The sequence below is a fragment of the Caulobacter sp. P4_E5 genome, from assembly GCF_056401555.1.
The window spans coordinates 1-15,214 of sequence record NZ_JBFUJD010000050.1; the positions used below are offsets into that span (position 1 = coordinate 1).

Annotated in this window: 10 protein-coding genes; 9 read left to right on the forward strand and 1 reads right to left on the reverse strand. The window is 67.6% G+C overall.

Features of this window, described 5'->3' with window-relative positions; genetic code table 11:
- Window positions 1-113 precede the first annotated feature (113 nt).
- Window positions 114-1,130, reverse strand: coding sequence for a hypothetical protein (locus tag AC1DSO_RS15590; protein WP_477069686.1), 1,017 nt, complete (start codon window positions 1,128-1,130; stop codon window positions 114-116).
- 105 nt (window positions 1,131-1,235) lie between these two features.
- On the opposite strand from AC1DSO_RS15590, the gene pdxR reads away from it, so the two are divergent.
- The 9 genes from pdxR to AC1DSO_RS15635 all read left to right on the forward strand — a co-directional run bounded on the left by pdxR (window position 1,236) and on the right by AC1DSO_RS15635 (window position 15,199).
- Window positions 1,236-2,633 carry a MocR-like pyridoxine biosynthesis transcription factor PdxR gene (gene pdxR / locus AC1DSO_RS15595; protein WP_477069687.1) on the forward strand — a complete coding sequence of 466 codons (1,398 nt, stop codon included), beginning with the start codon at window positions 1,236-1,238 and terminating at the stop codon, window positions 2,631-2,633.
- Between the two features lie 181 nt (window positions 2,634-2,814).
- Window positions 2,815-3,960 (forward strand): sensor histidine kinase, encoded by a 1,146-nt coding sequence (locus tag AC1DSO_RS15600; RefSeq protein ID WP_477069688.1) that lies wholly within the window; start codon window positions 2,815-2,817, stop codon window positions 3,958-3,960.
- A gap of 2 nt (window positions 3,961-3,962) precedes the next feature.
- Entirely contained in the window at window positions 3,963-4,727 is a 765-nt protein-coding gene (locus tag AC1DSO_RS15605; protein WP_477069689.1) for a response regulator transcription factor, read from the forward strand.
- Window positions 4,728-4,786: 59 nt separating this feature from the next.
- The gene (locus tag AC1DSO_RS15610; RefSeq protein ID WP_477069690.1) at window positions 4,787-5,632 is read left to right on the forward strand and encodes a DUF3313 domain-containing protein; all 846 of its coding nucleotides are present in this window, start codon (window positions 4,787-4,789) and stop codon (window positions 5,630-5,632) included.
- A gap of 72 nt (window positions 5,633-5,704) precedes the next feature.
- Window positions 5,705-7,144, forward strand: coding sequence for an efflux transporter outer membrane subunit (locus tag AC1DSO_RS15615; protein ID WP_477069691.1), 1,440 nt, complete (start codon window positions 5,705-5,707; stop codon window positions 7,142-7,144).
- A 14-nt stretch (window positions 7,145-7,158) separates the two neighbouring features.
- On the forward strand, window positions 7,159-8,310 hold the full coding sequence (locus AC1DSO_RS15620; protein ID WP_477069692.1) for an efflux RND transporter periplasmic adaptor subunit: 1,152 nt from the start codon (window positions 7,159-7,161) through the stop codon (window positions 8,308-8,310).
- Window positions 8,307-11,336, forward strand: coding sequence for an efflux RND transporter permease subunit (locus AC1DSO_RS15625; protein ID WP_477069693.1), 3,030 nt, complete (start codon window positions 8,307-8,309; stop codon window positions 11,334-11,336). Before AC1DSO_RS15620 ends, AC1DSO_RS15625 begins: the two co-directional genes overlap by 4 nt.
- A gap of 170 nt (window positions 11,337-11,506) precedes the next feature.
- The gene (locus AC1DSO_RS15630) at window positions 11,507-14,002 is read left to right on the forward strand and encodes an FG-GAP-like repeat-containing protein (RefSeq protein ID WP_477069694.1); all 2,496 of its coding nucleotides are present in this window, start codon (window positions 11,507-11,509) and stop codon (window positions 14,000-14,002) included.
- A gap of 246 nt (window positions 14,003-14,248) precedes the next feature.
- Window positions 14,249-15,199, forward strand: a complete 951-nt coding sequence (locus AC1DSO_RS15635) for a LysR family transcriptional regulator (RefSeq protein WP_477069695.1) — start codon at window positions 14,249-14,251, stop codon at window positions 15,197-15,199.
- Window positions 15,200-15,214: the final 15 nt, after the last annotated feature.

Here is a 15,214-nt window from a genome sequence, read left to right on the forward strand (position 1 = left end):
CCCAAACACTTCGATCCATGCCGCGTAGGTGTCCGGCGCAACAGTTCCTGGATCGGGCGTTAGAGAAGGCCGTCGTGCTCCGGCCGTAGCTCCGATTGGCCTCCCTTGTGGCGTTAGAGGCGCAGCCCACAGAGCCCAGCCGTGATCGTCGCCGACAGCGCCGCCGCGCCGGCCAGGCCCGCGCCCAGCAGACGGTTGGCGACCGCCTGGCGCATCCCATGCGCGAGCAGAACCTGGCGCAGGCCGCAGAACAGGTGCGCGACGACGAAGAAGACGCCCAACGCATAGTGCGGCGCGAGGCGGATGTTCCAGGCGTCGAGCAGCAGTCCGTCGGGCGCGCCCGTCGCCCAGGCCCAATCGGTCTGAATCTTGTGGACTGCCCGCGCCGACACGAATGCCGAATTCATGTGCGTGACGATGAAGGCGGCCAGATAGGCGCCAGACCCTACTTGGATCGTACGCGCCAAGTCCGTCGGCCGAGCGCTCCAGCGCCAGGCCATGGCGACGCCGCTGACCGCCTGGAGCAGCAGGAGGACCACAAGCGCTGGCTCGACGAGGCGTGACCGATAGACCCGGCGGCCAACGGCCATCACCCGCGCGTGCGCTTCGGGCCCCAGAAGGCCCGTCAGATGGTTGAACAGGTGGAACGTCACGAACAGCAGGATCACGGCGGCCGTGGCGCCATGGGCGATGCGCAGAGGGGCCGAGGGCGCCGTCGCACCTGCGGCTGAGCCCGGCTTGCCGAACGTCGACGCCACGCCAAGGCCGATCCATAAGACGGACCAGATCCAGAGATCCTTCACGGGTGAATGCAGCAGGCCGGACAGGACGCCGGTCAGGACGAACAGCGGCGGCGCCGCCAGCCCCGCCAAGGCCAGACGACGCGCCGAGACATCGAATTTTGCAAGATCGACCGATATCAGCGCCAGACATGAGAGCGGCAGGGCGAAGGCGGCGACGAGCCAGACGCAGGCGAGCGGCGAGAGGCTGCCGGCGTTCACCGCGGCGCCATGGAACGCTCGCAGCGCCCAAGGATATAGCATCGCCGCCGCGACAGGCAGCCAAAGCACGGCCTGGGCCGCACGGTCCGTCGTGACCGAATTCGGCCCCGAGCTGGTCGAAACACTCATCGAAACGCTACCTGCCCTTGTTGCTCGCCATCAAGGACGACCGTCCGACTAGAGGCAGTAAATGGTCCATTGCACAGAGCCATTTTCGGTGAAATTCAATGAGCCATGAATCTCGCGCCTCGCCTCGACGCGTTCGCCATCGACCGCGCCTCAAGACTTCCGCTGCATGATCAGCTTTATGAGCGTATCCATGGCGCGATCCATGATGGACGGTTGTCGCCGGGCGCGCGGATGCCCTCGACGCGCAGCCTTTCCACCCAGTTGGGCGTCGCGCGCGGGACCATCGACGGGGTCTACGCGCGCCTGGCCGGCGAGGGCTGCCTGATCGCCCGTCGCCCCGGCGGAACGATCGTCAGTCCGAGCTTTCGCCCGTCGCCCGACAAGCCGGCCGCTCCGACATCCCAGCCTTCATCCGAACCCTGGCTCCCCCTGCAGCTTGGCCTGCCCGCGCTTGATCTCTTTCCTCGCAAGACCTGGACTCGGATTCTCGCGCGGCAAGCGCGCCAGTTGCCGATCGACGAAATGGTGGCGCCCGATCCGATGGGCTTGTCGGCGCTGCGCGAGGCGATCGCGGCTTATCTGGCCGTATCGCGCGGGATCGCTTGCGACGCACAACAGATCGTCGTGACCCACGGCTATCAGGACGCCCTCAACCTGACCGTCGACTTAGTGCTGACCATGGGCGACACGGTCTGGATCGAGGATCCAGGCTACGGCTTCGTTCAGCGAACGCTTCGCGCCAGAAGCATGACGATCGCCGCGGCTCCGGTGGACGAGGAAGGCCTGGACGTCGACTGGGCTTGGGGCAAGGCGCCCCAAGCCAAGCTCGCCATCGTCACGCCCGCGCACCAGTTCCCTCTGGGCGTCACGCTGTCGCCAGCGCGCCGACGCGCCCTACTGGCCTGGGCCGCCGAAGCCGACCGCTGGATCCTGGAGGACGACTACGATTGCGAGTTCCACTACAGCGGCCACAAGCCGGCGGCCCTGAAGGCGATGGACGGCGACCAGCGGGTCTTCTACGCCGGCAGCTTCAGCAAATCGCTGCTGCCGTCCCTTCGACTCGGCTATCTGGTTCTTCCGCCTCAACTGGTGGACGCCGCCAGGACAGCTCAACAGCTGCGGCATCGCGGCGTGGCGATGTTCGAACAGTTGGCCGTGGCCGAACTGATGCGCCAAGGCCATTTCGCCCGACACCTGCGTCGCATGGCGGTCTGCTACAAGGCTCGCCGCAACGCCCTGGTCAGCGCGTTGGAGCAGCGGTTTGGCGACGAGATCGCCCTCACCCACCGCGCTGGCGGCCTGCATGTGCTGGGTCGGTTTCCGAACCTGGGCGACGATTTCGAATTGGCCCAGCGGGCGGCGCGGGTCGGTCTCAGGCCAACGCCGCTATCGGGTCAATATCTGACGCCGGGCGTGGACCGGGGCCTGCTGTTGAGCTTCACGAACGTCCCTGAGGATCGGGCCGATCAGATCGTGGCGTCCTTGGCGCGCGCCATCGCCTGACACCGACACTTCATCGACGTCGTACTTGGCGTGGTGATGGGGCGCCTTGCCGATGTCGCCATCACGGCGATGATGGGCCTGCGCCTACCTTCGATCGGGCTGAAATGTCCGTGGCAGGTTTGTCGCGCACGACGATCAAGCCGGGCGTGCATCCTCTGTCGTTCCGGTCGAGGAGAAGCAGATGCGCGATCGGGTCAAGAGCCGACAGGCCGTGGCGTCCCGCCAGGAAGGCGGCGCTTCCCTGCTTTGGCTGTTGTTTCCCTCGGTCGCCCTCGTCGTGGCCGCGGTCTTCATGGTCATCCAGCTCTTCGATCCCGACAGGACGGGGCTGGCTTTCGCCGAGCGGGTGGATCTAGCGCGCCTGGGCCGGGAAGCGAGCGACAACCTGCCCTGGCTTCTCATCCTGATGGGGATGATGATGGTCGGCATTCTGGCCGCGCTGCATCTGGGCCTGTGGCCCTTGCGCCAGATATCCGAGCGCGCCGGCGACATCGGTCCCGCCACGATCAGCAAGCGCCTGCCCTTGGGCTCAACACCTCGCGAGATCACGCCCTTGGTGGTCGCCTTCAACGCGACCCTCGATCGCCTGGAGGCCGGATGGCGGACCCAGCGAGAATTCTCCGCCAACGCGGCGCACGAACTGCGAACGCCCTTGGCGAACCTACGCGCGCAGGTCGAAAGCCTGCTTGACGCCGACGAGCGTGAGGACGCCATCGAGGAGTTTGACCGGTTGTCCCGCCTGATTGCCCAACTCCTGGCCCTGGCCGAAGCCGACGGCAGCGAGGAGCCCAACAAGATTCCCTTCGACCTGGTCGACCTGTCCCGGGCCCTCACCGGCGAAATGGCCGGCGCGATCGTCGCCAGTGGCCGCAGCGTCGCCTTCGAGAGCGCCCATGATCGCTGGAACTGCCATGGCGCGCCTGGCCTCGTGGAGGTCGCTCTGCGCAACCTGCTCGAAAACGCCCTGCGCCATACCCCGCCCGGCAGCGAAATCCTGGTCGCGATCGACGTCTTTGGCCGTCTCGTCGTCAGCGACGATGGACTGGGTGTTCCGCTCGGCTTTCAGGACCGGCTGTTCCACCGATTCAGCAAGGCCGACACCTACGGTCTTGGGGCTGGCCTGGGCCTCTCGATCGTCGAGCGGGTGATGACACTGCACGGTGGCGACGTGCGGTTGGACCCTTCCGTCTCCGGAGCCCGCTTCGTGCTGGACTTCTCGAGGCGTGGCCATGGAGCGGAGTCCGCCGCTCACGAACCCCGGAATTTCTGGCGCCGTCCTTCGCCGTTCGCGAGCATCCGTTGGGTTCGCCGAGACGCCCGCTCATGAGAGTGCTCTTCATCGAGGACAACCCGAAACTCGGCAAGGCGACGCGCAGATCCCTGACCAAGGCTGGCTTCGTAGTCGATCTCTTCGAGACCGACGAGGACGGCTGGCATGCGTGGCGGTCGGCGTCGTACGAGGCCGTCATCCTCGACATCATGCTGGGACGGCAAAGCGGACTGGATCTGCTGGCGCGCGTACGCGCCGCGGGGCTCGCCACGCCCGTTCTGCTACTGACCGCCCTGGGCAGCGTCGGCGAACGCGTGCGGGGTCTGGACGCCGGCGCCGACGACTATCTGGTCAAGCCCTTCGCGATCGAAGAACTGGTCGCGCGACTTCGCGCCTTGGGCCGGCGACAGCTTCCCCTGGCCGACCAGGTGATCCGCTATGGCGATGTCGCCTATGACGTCGGGGCCAGAGAACTGGCGGTCGGTGAGGCCCGGGCCGGACTGTCGCGCGGCGAGAGCATCATCCTCGAGCGTTTCCTGAGGTCGCCGGAGCGGGTGATCACCAAGGTCCAGTTGGGCGAAAGCCTGCACTCGATGGAGCAGGATTTCACGGACAACTCCATCCAGCTCCATGTCCATCGGGTCCGCCGAAAGCTGGCGGACATGGGCGCGACCGTTTCGATTCGAGCTCTGCGCGGACTTGGCTACATGGCGGCGATGCCCGAAGGCGCGGGCCGCGAGCGGTCAAGGCGCGCGCCCAGGGAAAAGGGCGCGGTGATCGAGGCGCCTCCGACACACACCCGCTCAACAAGGCGCAGGCTCTAACAGGCTGCTGGCAGCTTGGACCTCCACGGTGCGTGCGTCGTCACCCTGGAGATCGATGCATGGTCCGCCCTCCCCCGTTCCGCCGCCAAGAAAAGCTCATTACGCCCGCCCTCGCMCTGGCGTTCCTGTCAACGCTCACCGCCTGCCAATCCATGCCCACCGACCGCTCGGGCTATCTCTCGAGCTACGAGGGACTGGGCGATGCGAGGAACGGCGAACGCGGACCCCGCAAAAGGCGCGACGACACGGCCTCCGACGCCGTCACCCGCATCTACATCGAGCCCACCGTCTTGAGGATCAACGCCAAGGCCCCGGTTCGTCCGGAAAGCCAGGCCCTGGTGCGGCAGGAAATCGACCGCCAGATGTGCTTCAGGCTCAGCAAACGGTTCGAGATCGCGCCCATGCCGGAACCCGGCTCCGGGCGCGTGCGCACCGCGATCGCCCACATCGCGCCGACGAATCCGGCGGGCTCGGCCGCGACCGCCGCGGCCAGCTTCTTCATCCCCGTTCCCTTCGTGAAGCTCCGGGGTCCCCGGATTTCGGGCGCCCTGGCCGCCGAGGCGGAACTGGTGACGGCCGATGGCCAACAGGTCGCGGCGATCACCTGGGCGAAATCGACCGAGGGCATCAGCAAGATGGACCCGTCGCTCTCGCCCGTCGGCGACGCCCTCCAATTGGCCGAACCCTTCGCCAAGGCGGCCAGTGACGCCTTCGCGACCAAGGCGAGAAAGAACCGCCCGGTCGTCAAGCCGGACCCCTGCGCGCGCTTCGGCCCGCGCCGGTCCGCCAGCCGCATGGTCGGGGGCGCGATCATCGGCTTTGGAACGGGCCTCTACGCGCCCTCGGTTTCGGGCGCGGGCCGGCCCGCCGAACCCGAAGCGTCGGCGCCATCCGTCACCCCCTGACGACACCGCCCCTTGTGCAACCGAGCGCCTGGGCGGCGACACGCCGTTCAGGCGCTCGATCTGGTTCTGAACATGAAACCATATCTTTCGGGCTTGGCCTTAGCGCCCTTAGTCCTACTCGGCGCTTGCGCCGTCCAGCCGGCCTATCAGCGTCCGCCGATGAAGGTCGCCGACGCGTGGAGCAACGCGCCGGGCGTCGCCTCAGAGCCGACCGCCCTGGAGCGTGACGGCTGGTGGACCTTGCTGGGAGATCCCGTCGTCGCCTCGTTGGTGGCCGCGGGCCTGGCCGACAACCCGACACTCGCGGAGGCCGCCGCGCGGGTCGATCTGGCGCGCGCGGCGCTGACCACGCAGGACGCGGGCCGTCGCCCCGCCGTCGGAGTCGATGCGAGCCTCTCGCGATCGCGAGACCGCGCCGACGGAGGGATAGCCAGCGCGTCGTCGGGATCGGTCGGAGCCAACCTTTCATGGGAGCTCGACCTCTGGGGTCGTCTTCGGCAAGGCGCGGCAGCGGCGCGGAACCGCCTGACCGGCGCTGCCGCTGACGCCGAAGCGGCGCGTCTGTCCATCATCGGCGAGATCGCCGACACCGCGCTCGCCCTGAGCGCCTGTGACCGTGTTCTGGAAATCCGCGACCGCGACATCGCTTCGCGCGAGGCCGAAATGACCGTCACCCGCACGCGCCTTGGCGCGGGAGCCCTCGCGCCCGTCGCCCTGGCGACCGCCGCGAGCAACCTGTCGTCGGCGCGTACCGACCGCGCCGTCCAGGCGGAAGCGTGCCACCGCCTAGTTCACGCGTTGTCGGCGCTGACTGGATCGGACATTGCGACCATCCGACGACTTGCCCAACAGCCCCCTTCGCCAATCGCCCAGCCCCCGGCGTTCAAGCCAGCCCTGCCCGCGAGCGTCCTGCTGGCCCACCCCCTCGTCATCGCCGCCGAGCGCGAGGCCGCGGCGCGATGGTCGGAGATCGCCGTCGCCCGGGCTGATCGGCTGCCCCGCATCGACCTGGCGGCCGCCTTGAGCCAGCAGTGGATCCGGGCGCTGGGCGCGACGACGTCCTCTACCGCCCGGTCAGCCGGGATCGGCCTGGCCGGGCCCTTGCTCGACGGCGGCGCGGGCGCGGCGAGGGTGAGCGGGGCCGAGGCCAGCTACCGCCAGGCTGTCGCCCGCCTCGACCTGGCCGTCAGGACGGCCGAGCGCGATGTGGAGGACGCGCTGAGCGCCGACCAGTCGGCGCGCGCGCGTATCGTGACCTCTCAGGAGGCGCTCCAAGCCGCGCAATACGCGCTGGAGGTCAACATCGCCCGCTGGCGAGCCGGCTCGATCGCCCAAATCGAACTGGAGGAATCCCGCCGCCAGTTCAACCGGGCGCAGGAAAGCGCCGTCACCGCCGCGGCCGATCACGCCCGGGCCTGGGTGACGTTGGTCCGTACGACGGGCGCGCCCCGGCAAACCCTCCAAATAGCGCCGCTTTCAGCGCCCCCGCCCCTCAACGGCGACGCCTCATGAACAAGGATTGGCCCATGCGCGATACCCGGGCGAGCGCGCCCACAGGCTCTATCGAATTTCGCCCTTCTCCCACGCTGACCTTCTTCGCTAAAGGCCGCGCCTGCCGCTGGCTCCTCGCCTCGGCGGTGGCGCTCACGGCGCTCGGCGGCGGCTATCTGGTCTTCGCCGGCAAGACCGCGCGAGGGCCGGCGGCTGCCCAGGCCGCTCCCGCCCTCACAGTGACGCTCGCCACGCCCAAGCCGGTGATCTGGCCTGACGTTGTCTCGGCGTCCGGCGCCATCGCGCCCTGGCAAGAAGCCAGCATCGGCGCGCAGATCAGCGGCTATCAACTCGTCGAGGTGGCGGCCGATGTCGGCGACCACGTCCGGCGTGGCCAGGCGCTCGCGCGGCTGAGCCCCGCCCTGCTCCGGGCAGAGGAGGCCCAACTGCTTGCCCGCCAGGAGCAGGCCGAGGCCAACAGCCGGCGGGCGCGATCCCTGCAGGCCAGCGGCGGCGTCAGCGATCAGGATGTGCTCGCGGCCGAGACCGAGGCGAAGACGGCGTCCGCGCTGCTGGCCGCCAAGCGCCTGGAGCTTCGCTACACCGTCGTCCTGGCCCCAGACGACGGCGTAGTCACCGCCCGCCCCGCGACCTTGGGCGCGGTCGTGTCGGCTGGTCAGGAACTCTTTCGCATGATCCRCCAGGACCGGCTGGAGTGGCGCGGCGAACTCACCGCGCCGCAACTCAAGGCCGTGACTCTCGGCCAGAGGGTTACCCTGAATCTACCCGACGGGAGCCAGGCAAGCGCGAAGGTGCGTCAGACCGCGCCGACGATGGACGCCCAGTCGCGCCTGGCCGTCATCTATGCCGACATCACGCCAGGAAATCGGGCGCGGGCGGGCATGTACGTGTCCGGAGAGATCGTCGCAGGCCGATCGCCCGGACTTGCCGTTCCCGCCGAGAGCCTGGTGATCCGCGACGGGCGAAGCTTTGTCATGGTCGTCGACGAAGGCCTGAGACCGCCGACTGTCCGGCGTCGGGCCGTCAAGCCCGGACGCCGGAACCAGGGTCTCGTCGAGATCATGGACGGCCTGGTCGGGCACGAACGGCTGGTCGTTCGCGGCGCGGGCTTCGTCGATGACGGCGACATCGTCCGCGTGGCGCGCGCGCAAGGGGGCGCCCAATGACTTTCGCCATCTGGTCGATCCGCAATCCGATCCCCTCCATCCTTCTCTTCCTGCTGCTCACGATCGCGGGTCTTCGCGGGTTCAATCTGTTGGCCGTACAGGATTTGCCGGRCATGTCGCCGCCGTCGGTGACCGTCACCGCGACGCTTCCCGGCGCGACGCCCGCCCAGCTCGAAACCGAGATCGCCCGGCCCATCGAGGACGCGCTGGCGACGGTCGATGGGCAGCGCCACCTCACAACCTCGATCACCGACGGCACGGTGCGGGTCGAGGCGGCCTTTCAACTGGAAAAGCCGCTCTCCGACGCGCTGATCCAGACCAAGGACGCCGTGGACGGCATCCGCGCGGACCTGCCAGCGGACATGCTGCAGCCCGCCGTCGAAGCCGCCAGGTTCGGGGTGTCGCCAGTCCTGGTCTATGCGGTCGAGTCTTCGCGACTGGACGAGACGGAGTTGTCCTGGTTCGTCGATGACACCCTAACCAAGGCGATCCGCGCCGTGCCCGGGGTGGGCAAGGTCGAGCGACTGGGCGGCGTCGAGCGCGAGGCGCGCGTGAGCGTCGACCCGGTTCGAATGGCGGCGCTGGGCTTAACCGCCGGCGACGTGTCGCGCGCGTTGCGACAGATGCAGCAGCAATCGTCGGGCGGCCGCGGTCAGCTCGGGGGCGCGGAGCAGGCGATCCGTACGGTCGCCATCGTCGCGAACGTCTCCGACCTGGCGGCCTTGCCGATCGTGCTCGCCGACGGGCGTCACGTGCGGCTCGATCAGTTGGCCACGGTCGAGGATGGCGCGGCCGAGCGCTCGCGGGCGGCGTTTGTCGACGGCAGGCCGGTCGTGGGTTTCCGGGTTCTCCGCGCCAGGGGCGCTGACGAGGCCAAGGTCGCCAAGGCTGTCGTCAAGGCGCTGTCCGCGCAGATCGGCAAGACGCCGGGCCTTTCCCTGACCCCGGTCGGCGGCTCGATCGACTACACCCTCGAGCAGTATGAGGGCTCGATGTCGATGCTCTACGAGGGCGCGATCCTGGCCGTGATCGTGGTCTGGCTCTTCCTGCGCGACTGGCGCGCCACAATCATCGTCGCCACGGCGCTGCCGCTTTCGATCCTGCCGACCTTCGCAGCGATGGCGCTGTTCGGTTACACGCTCAACACCCTGACCCTACTGGCCCTGGCCGTCGTCATCGGGATCCTGGTCGATGACGCCATCGTCGAGGTGGAGAACATCGAGCGCCACAGGCGACAGGGCAAGCCGATCCGACAGGCGACCGAGGACGCCGTGACGGAGATCGCCAAACCGGTAATCGCCACCACCTTGAGCCTCGTGGCCGTCTTCCTGCCGACCGCGATGATGCCGGGTTTCGCGGGCCTGATCTTCAAGCCCTTCGGCTGGACCGCGGTGATCGCCGTGCTCGCCTCGCTGCTTGTCGCCCGCCTGCTGACGCCGATGATGGCGGCCTACTTCCTCAAGGGCGAGAGCGCGCCCGAGCCCGAGAACGGGTGGATCATGCGGCGCTACCTCGCCGCCGCTGACTGGTGCCTCTCCCACCGCAAGATCACGGCTGCGGCGACCATGGCGTTCCTGGCTGGATCCCTCGCCCTCCTGCCGTTGATCCCAACCGGCTTCCTACCGCCCGACAATCGTGGCGCCACCGAGCTTTCATTCGAACTGCCGCCTGGCAGTGCGCTGAACGCCACATCCAAGGTCGCCGAAGAGGTTCGCCAAGCCGTCGCGGGCGTGGACGGAGTCAGAAGCATCTTCGCCACGATCGGGCAGGCCGGCGGCGGCGGGCCGGGTGGCGACGACGTCGCTGGGGTCCGCCAAGGCTCGGTGATCGTCAATTTGGAGCCACGCGATCAGCGGCCTTCCAAGACCCGGATCGAGGCGGCGATCGGCGAACAGCTGAAGACCGTGCCCGGCGCGCGGTTCTCGGTGGGCGACGGCGGCAGCGGTCGGCTCGACCTGATCCTCGCCAGCGACGACGCCGCGCTGTTGAAAGCCACGATCCAGCGTCTTGAACGCGAACTCCGGGGCGTCCGCGGCCTGTCGAACGTCACCTCGACGGCAAGCTTGGAACAGCCGGAAATCGTCATCCGCCCCGACCTCCCGCGCGCAGCAGAGCGCGGCGTGACCACCGAAGCCATCGGCGAGGCCGTGCGTATCGCCACGAGCGGCGATTTCGACTCCCAGGTGGCGCGCCTCAACCTCGACAATCGGCAGATTTTCATCCGGACCCGGATCGCCGATGCGGACCGCCGTGACCCGCTCGCCATCGGCGCCCTCCGGGTCGCTGGCCGTGATGGCCCCGCGCCCTTGGCCAGCGTGGCCGATATCCGGTTCGAGAGCGGCCCCTCGCAGATCGATCGCTACGATCGCAAGCGTCACGTCACGGTGTCGGCGGGACTGGGCGACATGCCGCTCGGCGAAGCCATGGCGAAGGTCCGGGCGCTCGAGGTCATTCGCACCCTCCCCCCAAGCGTCTCGCTGGTTCCCGCCGGCGGCGCCGAGATGGGCGAGGAGTTGGGCGCCGGATTTGTCACGGCGATGATCGCCGGCATTCTGAGCATCTATTGCGTACTGGTCCTGTTGTTCAGAGACTTCCTGCAGCCGATCACCATCCTGTCGGCGCTGCCGCTCTCGTTGGGCGGCGCGTTCGTCGCCCTACTCGCGGGCGGAAGCTCGCTCAGCATGCCCGCCATGATCGGTCTGGTCATGCTGATGGGCATCGTGTCGAAGAATTCGATCCTGTTGGTGGAACATGCGCTGGTCGGCATACAGAAGCGGAGCCTTTCACGGCATGCGGCGCTGATCGATGCTTGCCACAAGCGCGCTCGCCCCATCGTCATGACGACGGTGGCGATGATCGCGGGCATGGCGCCGATCGCCCTAGGCCTTGGCGCCGACTCCAGCTTTCGTCAGCCCATGGCCATAGCCGTGATCGGTGGGCTCATAACCTCGACGGCGCTCAGCCTGCTCGTTGTTCCCGTCGTCTTCACCTTCGTCGACGGGCTCGAACGGCGGATCCGCCGCTAAGACTCTTGCAGAGACCGCGATTCTGGACCCGCGAGAACGACCATGCGATGTCGACGACAGCACACCCTACAAACGGCGATGAGGCGAATCTCTATACCCCTACCCTATGCGCCACGCGGGGGCGACCGGTCCCGCGGCGCGACGGTTCGGGACACACCAGGGACTAGCAAATGGCTGACTATCATGGCTCCGGCGGGGCGGACATCATCGATCAGGCCGCCGAGGGCATAGCCAACGGCAGCAACATCTATGGTGAGGGCGGTGACGACACGATCACCGTCAAGTCCGGCATCGCGGTGGGCGGAGCTGGCAATGACGTCCTCAAGGGAACGAGCGCGTCGGCGGGCGTGGCCTACTGGACATCGACCTCCGGTGTGGTGGTGGACCTGGCCAAGGGCGTGGCGCAGGACGGCCTTGGCGGGACAGACACACTCAGCGGCTTCTTCAGCGTCCAGGATTCTCCCCATAGCGACAAAATCACAGGCTCGGCGGCGGACGAGAGCTTCTGGCTGAGTGGCGGCGCCGACGTGGTCGACGGCGGCGGCGGCTTCGACACGGCGGTCTTCTATGATCGCAAGTCCACGGATGCGACGATCACCTTCGATTCCGCGACTCGGACCTTCACGGTCAAGAAGCACTTTCCCGGCGGAGACAACGGCACGACCGTGCTGACCAATGTCGAGCGCATCCAGTTCATGGGCGCCAACTCCGACCTCGTCACGATCAACGCGGCGAACTACCTGCCCAACGGCAAGTTGGTGCTGGGGACGGTCCTGACGTCGCTCAGCCTCTCCAGCAACGTGATGCAGCAACTGCTGGTCGGTGACTTCACCGGCGACGGCAAGGCCGACCTGATCACGCCCACCATCGACTACGCCTCGAACTTCAACAGCGTCTCGCCCTTCTGGCTGTTCAGCGGAAACGACCAGGGCGGTTTCGTCGACGCTTCCGCGAGCCTACCCACCGCGGCCGGTGGTTTCTATGTCGCCCGCGCCCTGGTCGGCGACTTCAACGAGGACGGGCGACCGGACGTCTTCATCCTGGAATCGGGTCCGGACCGCCAGCCCTTCCCGGGCGGGCAGAACGCGGTGATGCTGTCCCGAAGCGGCGGGGGCTACGCTGCGTCATCGACGGGCCTGCCCCAGATCAAGATCTTCACCCACGGCGGCGCGGTGGGCGACGTCAATGGCGACGGACATCTGGATGTCGTGGCCTTCGCCATCCATGCCTATTCCCCCAACACGCCAGGCCARGGTCCTGCCCTGCAGATCCTGCTGGGCGATGGAAAGGGCGGCTTCACGCTCGATACGGCGAACATGCCGGCCTACTACCAGGGGACCAGCTACAACCCCGGCAACACGATGGGCGCGCTGGTCGATGTCAACAACGACGGCAAGGCGGACCTGATCGCCGGCCGCTGGAACGAGTCGACACGCCCCAGCGAGGTCTATCTCAACGACGGCAAGGGCTACGCGACCATCGCCCCCGTGGCGCTACCGGAGAGCGGCGTCAGCCACGAGGCGGTGATGGCCGTGACGCCGATTGATCTCAACGGCGACAACCTGGTCGACTTGGCGGTCGCGGTGACGAACGGCGGTCCGGCGGGTACCCCGGACTTCTACACGGTGGGCTACATCCAGCTGCTGATCAACGATGGGAACGGCAAGTTCCACGACGAGACTCAGATCCGCCTGCCGCAGAGCGCCGCCAGCCCGAGCGCCAGCGTTCCGCTCTACTGGTACAAGACGCTGCAGGCGGTCGACGTCAACGGCGACGGCTTCAAGGACATGATCGCCGGCGTCGACACCGGCGGCGCGGGCCAGGGCTCGCGCATCTTTATCAACGATGGCGCGGGGAAGTTCACCAAGCTGTCAGTGGAACTGCCCTATCTGGCGACCGCCCTGACCGATGCTGCGGGTAAGGTCTATGCCTTCGCCGCGGCCGAAAACAACACATTGAAGGTTATCGCCAACGATCTGCCCTCGACCGCGCGGGTGATGACGGCCTTCACCAACATCCTACGCGAGGCGACCCCGATCGCCGGCCATGTCGATCTCCGAAGCCAGCTGATCACGGGCGTGGGCGTCGGGACGCAGGACATGGATCAGGCCGCGAGTCAGTTGGTCAAGGCGGCCGTGGCGACGACTTCGGTGGCGACGCTGAGCTACCAATTCTTCACCGGGAAGATTCCCAGCCTGGGCGGCATCGACTACCTGGTCTCGCCAACCGGCCCGAACACGGCCAACCTCAACAGCGCCTATTACGCCCAGTTCAACACGGTGAACCGCTACATCAACTTCGCGGTGAACCTGGGCAAGTACGGCGACGGCAAGGACGCCTTCGCGGCCAAGTACGGCCAGCTCTCGCTGTTCGAGACCACGCGCGAGGCCTACAAGACGATCTTCGGCGTCACCCCCGACGACGCCAAGGTCCATGCCCTGATCGACCCCCGCGTCGACTATCTGGCGAGCTATGGCGGCGACGGCGCGACGGGGATCGGGACCAAGGCGGCGATGGTTGGCTGGCTGCTGGCGGCGGCGGCGACCGAGGACGTGGGCATGTACGCCAAGTCAAACGACGCCTTCCTGACCGACCTGGCCGACGGCGCGACCTTCGCGGTCGACATCGTCGGAACGTACGGCAAGCCCGAATACGCGCTGTTCTGACCCGCCCGACCTAATGTTCCCCCGCGGTTCCGGCCGAGTTTGAACGCGAACCGATTCAAGAGCGGACGATCGCGGGCTTACTCGGGCGGGAGGACGCGCCTTCAACCTCATCGAGGGCGCCTGAGGCGGTTTAGGGCTTCTCCCTCAACGCTAGATTACGGCGATTACACTGGACGGCGATCCGTCGCCGCCGTTCGATCATTCTCAGACCGGTGAATAACGCCGGCGTATGGGAGGATCGAACCGATGGACGACCGCGTCGCGCCATTGCTCAACGGCTTGCGGATCACCTTCAGCCAAATTCGGGGCTTCGTCACGGTGGCGTCGACGAACAGCTTTCGGCAGGCCGCCGAGGTCCTGAATCTGTCGCAGCCGGCCTTGACCAGCCGCATCCAGCAACTGGAAGAGGGCTTGGAGTTACGGCTTTTCGATCGCAACACGCGGACCGTGGAGCTCACCGATGCGGGCCGCGAACTGCTGCCCGTCTTCATGCGGATCGTCAACGATCTGGAAGGCGCGGTGATCAACGCCCGGGATCACGCCGCTCGCGCCGGCGGCATGATCCGCGTGGCCTGCCTGCCGTCCTGCGCCGCCAGCGTACTGCCGGAGATCATCCGCCGTTTTCGCGCCGATCGCCCGGAGGCGACCTTCGTCGTCGAGGATGCGATGGACGAGCAGGTCCGGGCGCGGGTCCGCTCGGGCGACGTGGATTTCGGGATTTGCGTTCGCCACGATGGGGATGCCGACCTGGATAGCGAGGACCTGTTCCAGGATGACCTGCTGGTCGTCTTTCGTCCGAGACACCCGCTGAGCGAGGTCGAGCGGATCACCGTCCGCACCTTGGCGCGCTATCCCCTGATCCTGACCTGTCGCAACAGCAGCGCCCGCGCGGCCGTCGATCGCGCCTTCGCGGCCAACGGCCTGAGCGTGACCCCTGCTTGCGAAGTCACCTACACCCTGACCGCCGCGGCCCTGGCCGGGGCCGGGCTGGGCGTGGCGATCCTGCCATCGACCTCACCCGAGGTGCGCAGCGTCCATCTGGTTGCGCGGCAGGTCGACGACCCCGGCTTTGCCCGGCACATCGTGCTGATCCGCCGACGCAGCGTGCCCATGCGCCGGATCGTCGCCGCCTTCATCGAGAGCATCCGGCTCCATGGCGACGCCGTACGCTTGAGTCGCCCGGCGATCTCGGAATGACCTCGCACTGACGGC

Bases quoted from the DNA above. Each gene is read 5' to 3' on its own strand.
- AC1DSO_RS15590 (WP_477069686.1), bottom strand. From the start codon at position 1,130: ATGAGTGTTTCGACCAGCTCGGGGCCGAATTCGGTCACGACGGACCGT.
- AC1DSO_RS15635 (WP_477069695.1), top strand. From the start codon at position 14,249: ATGGACGACCGCGTCGCGCCATTGCTCAACGGCTTGCGGATCACCTTC.
- AC1DSO_RS15615 (WP_477069691.1), top strand. From the start codon at position 5,705: ATGAAACCATATCTTTCGGGCTTGGCCTTAGCGCCCTTAGTCCTACTC.
- AC1DSO_RS15600 (WP_477069688.1), top strand. From the start codon at position 2,815: ATGCGCGATCGGGTCAAGAGCCGACAGGCCGTGGCGTCCCGCCAGGAA.
- pdxR (WP_477069687.1), top strand. From the start codon at position 1,236: ATGAATCTCGCGCCTCGCCTCGACGCGTTCGCCATCGACCGCGCCTCA.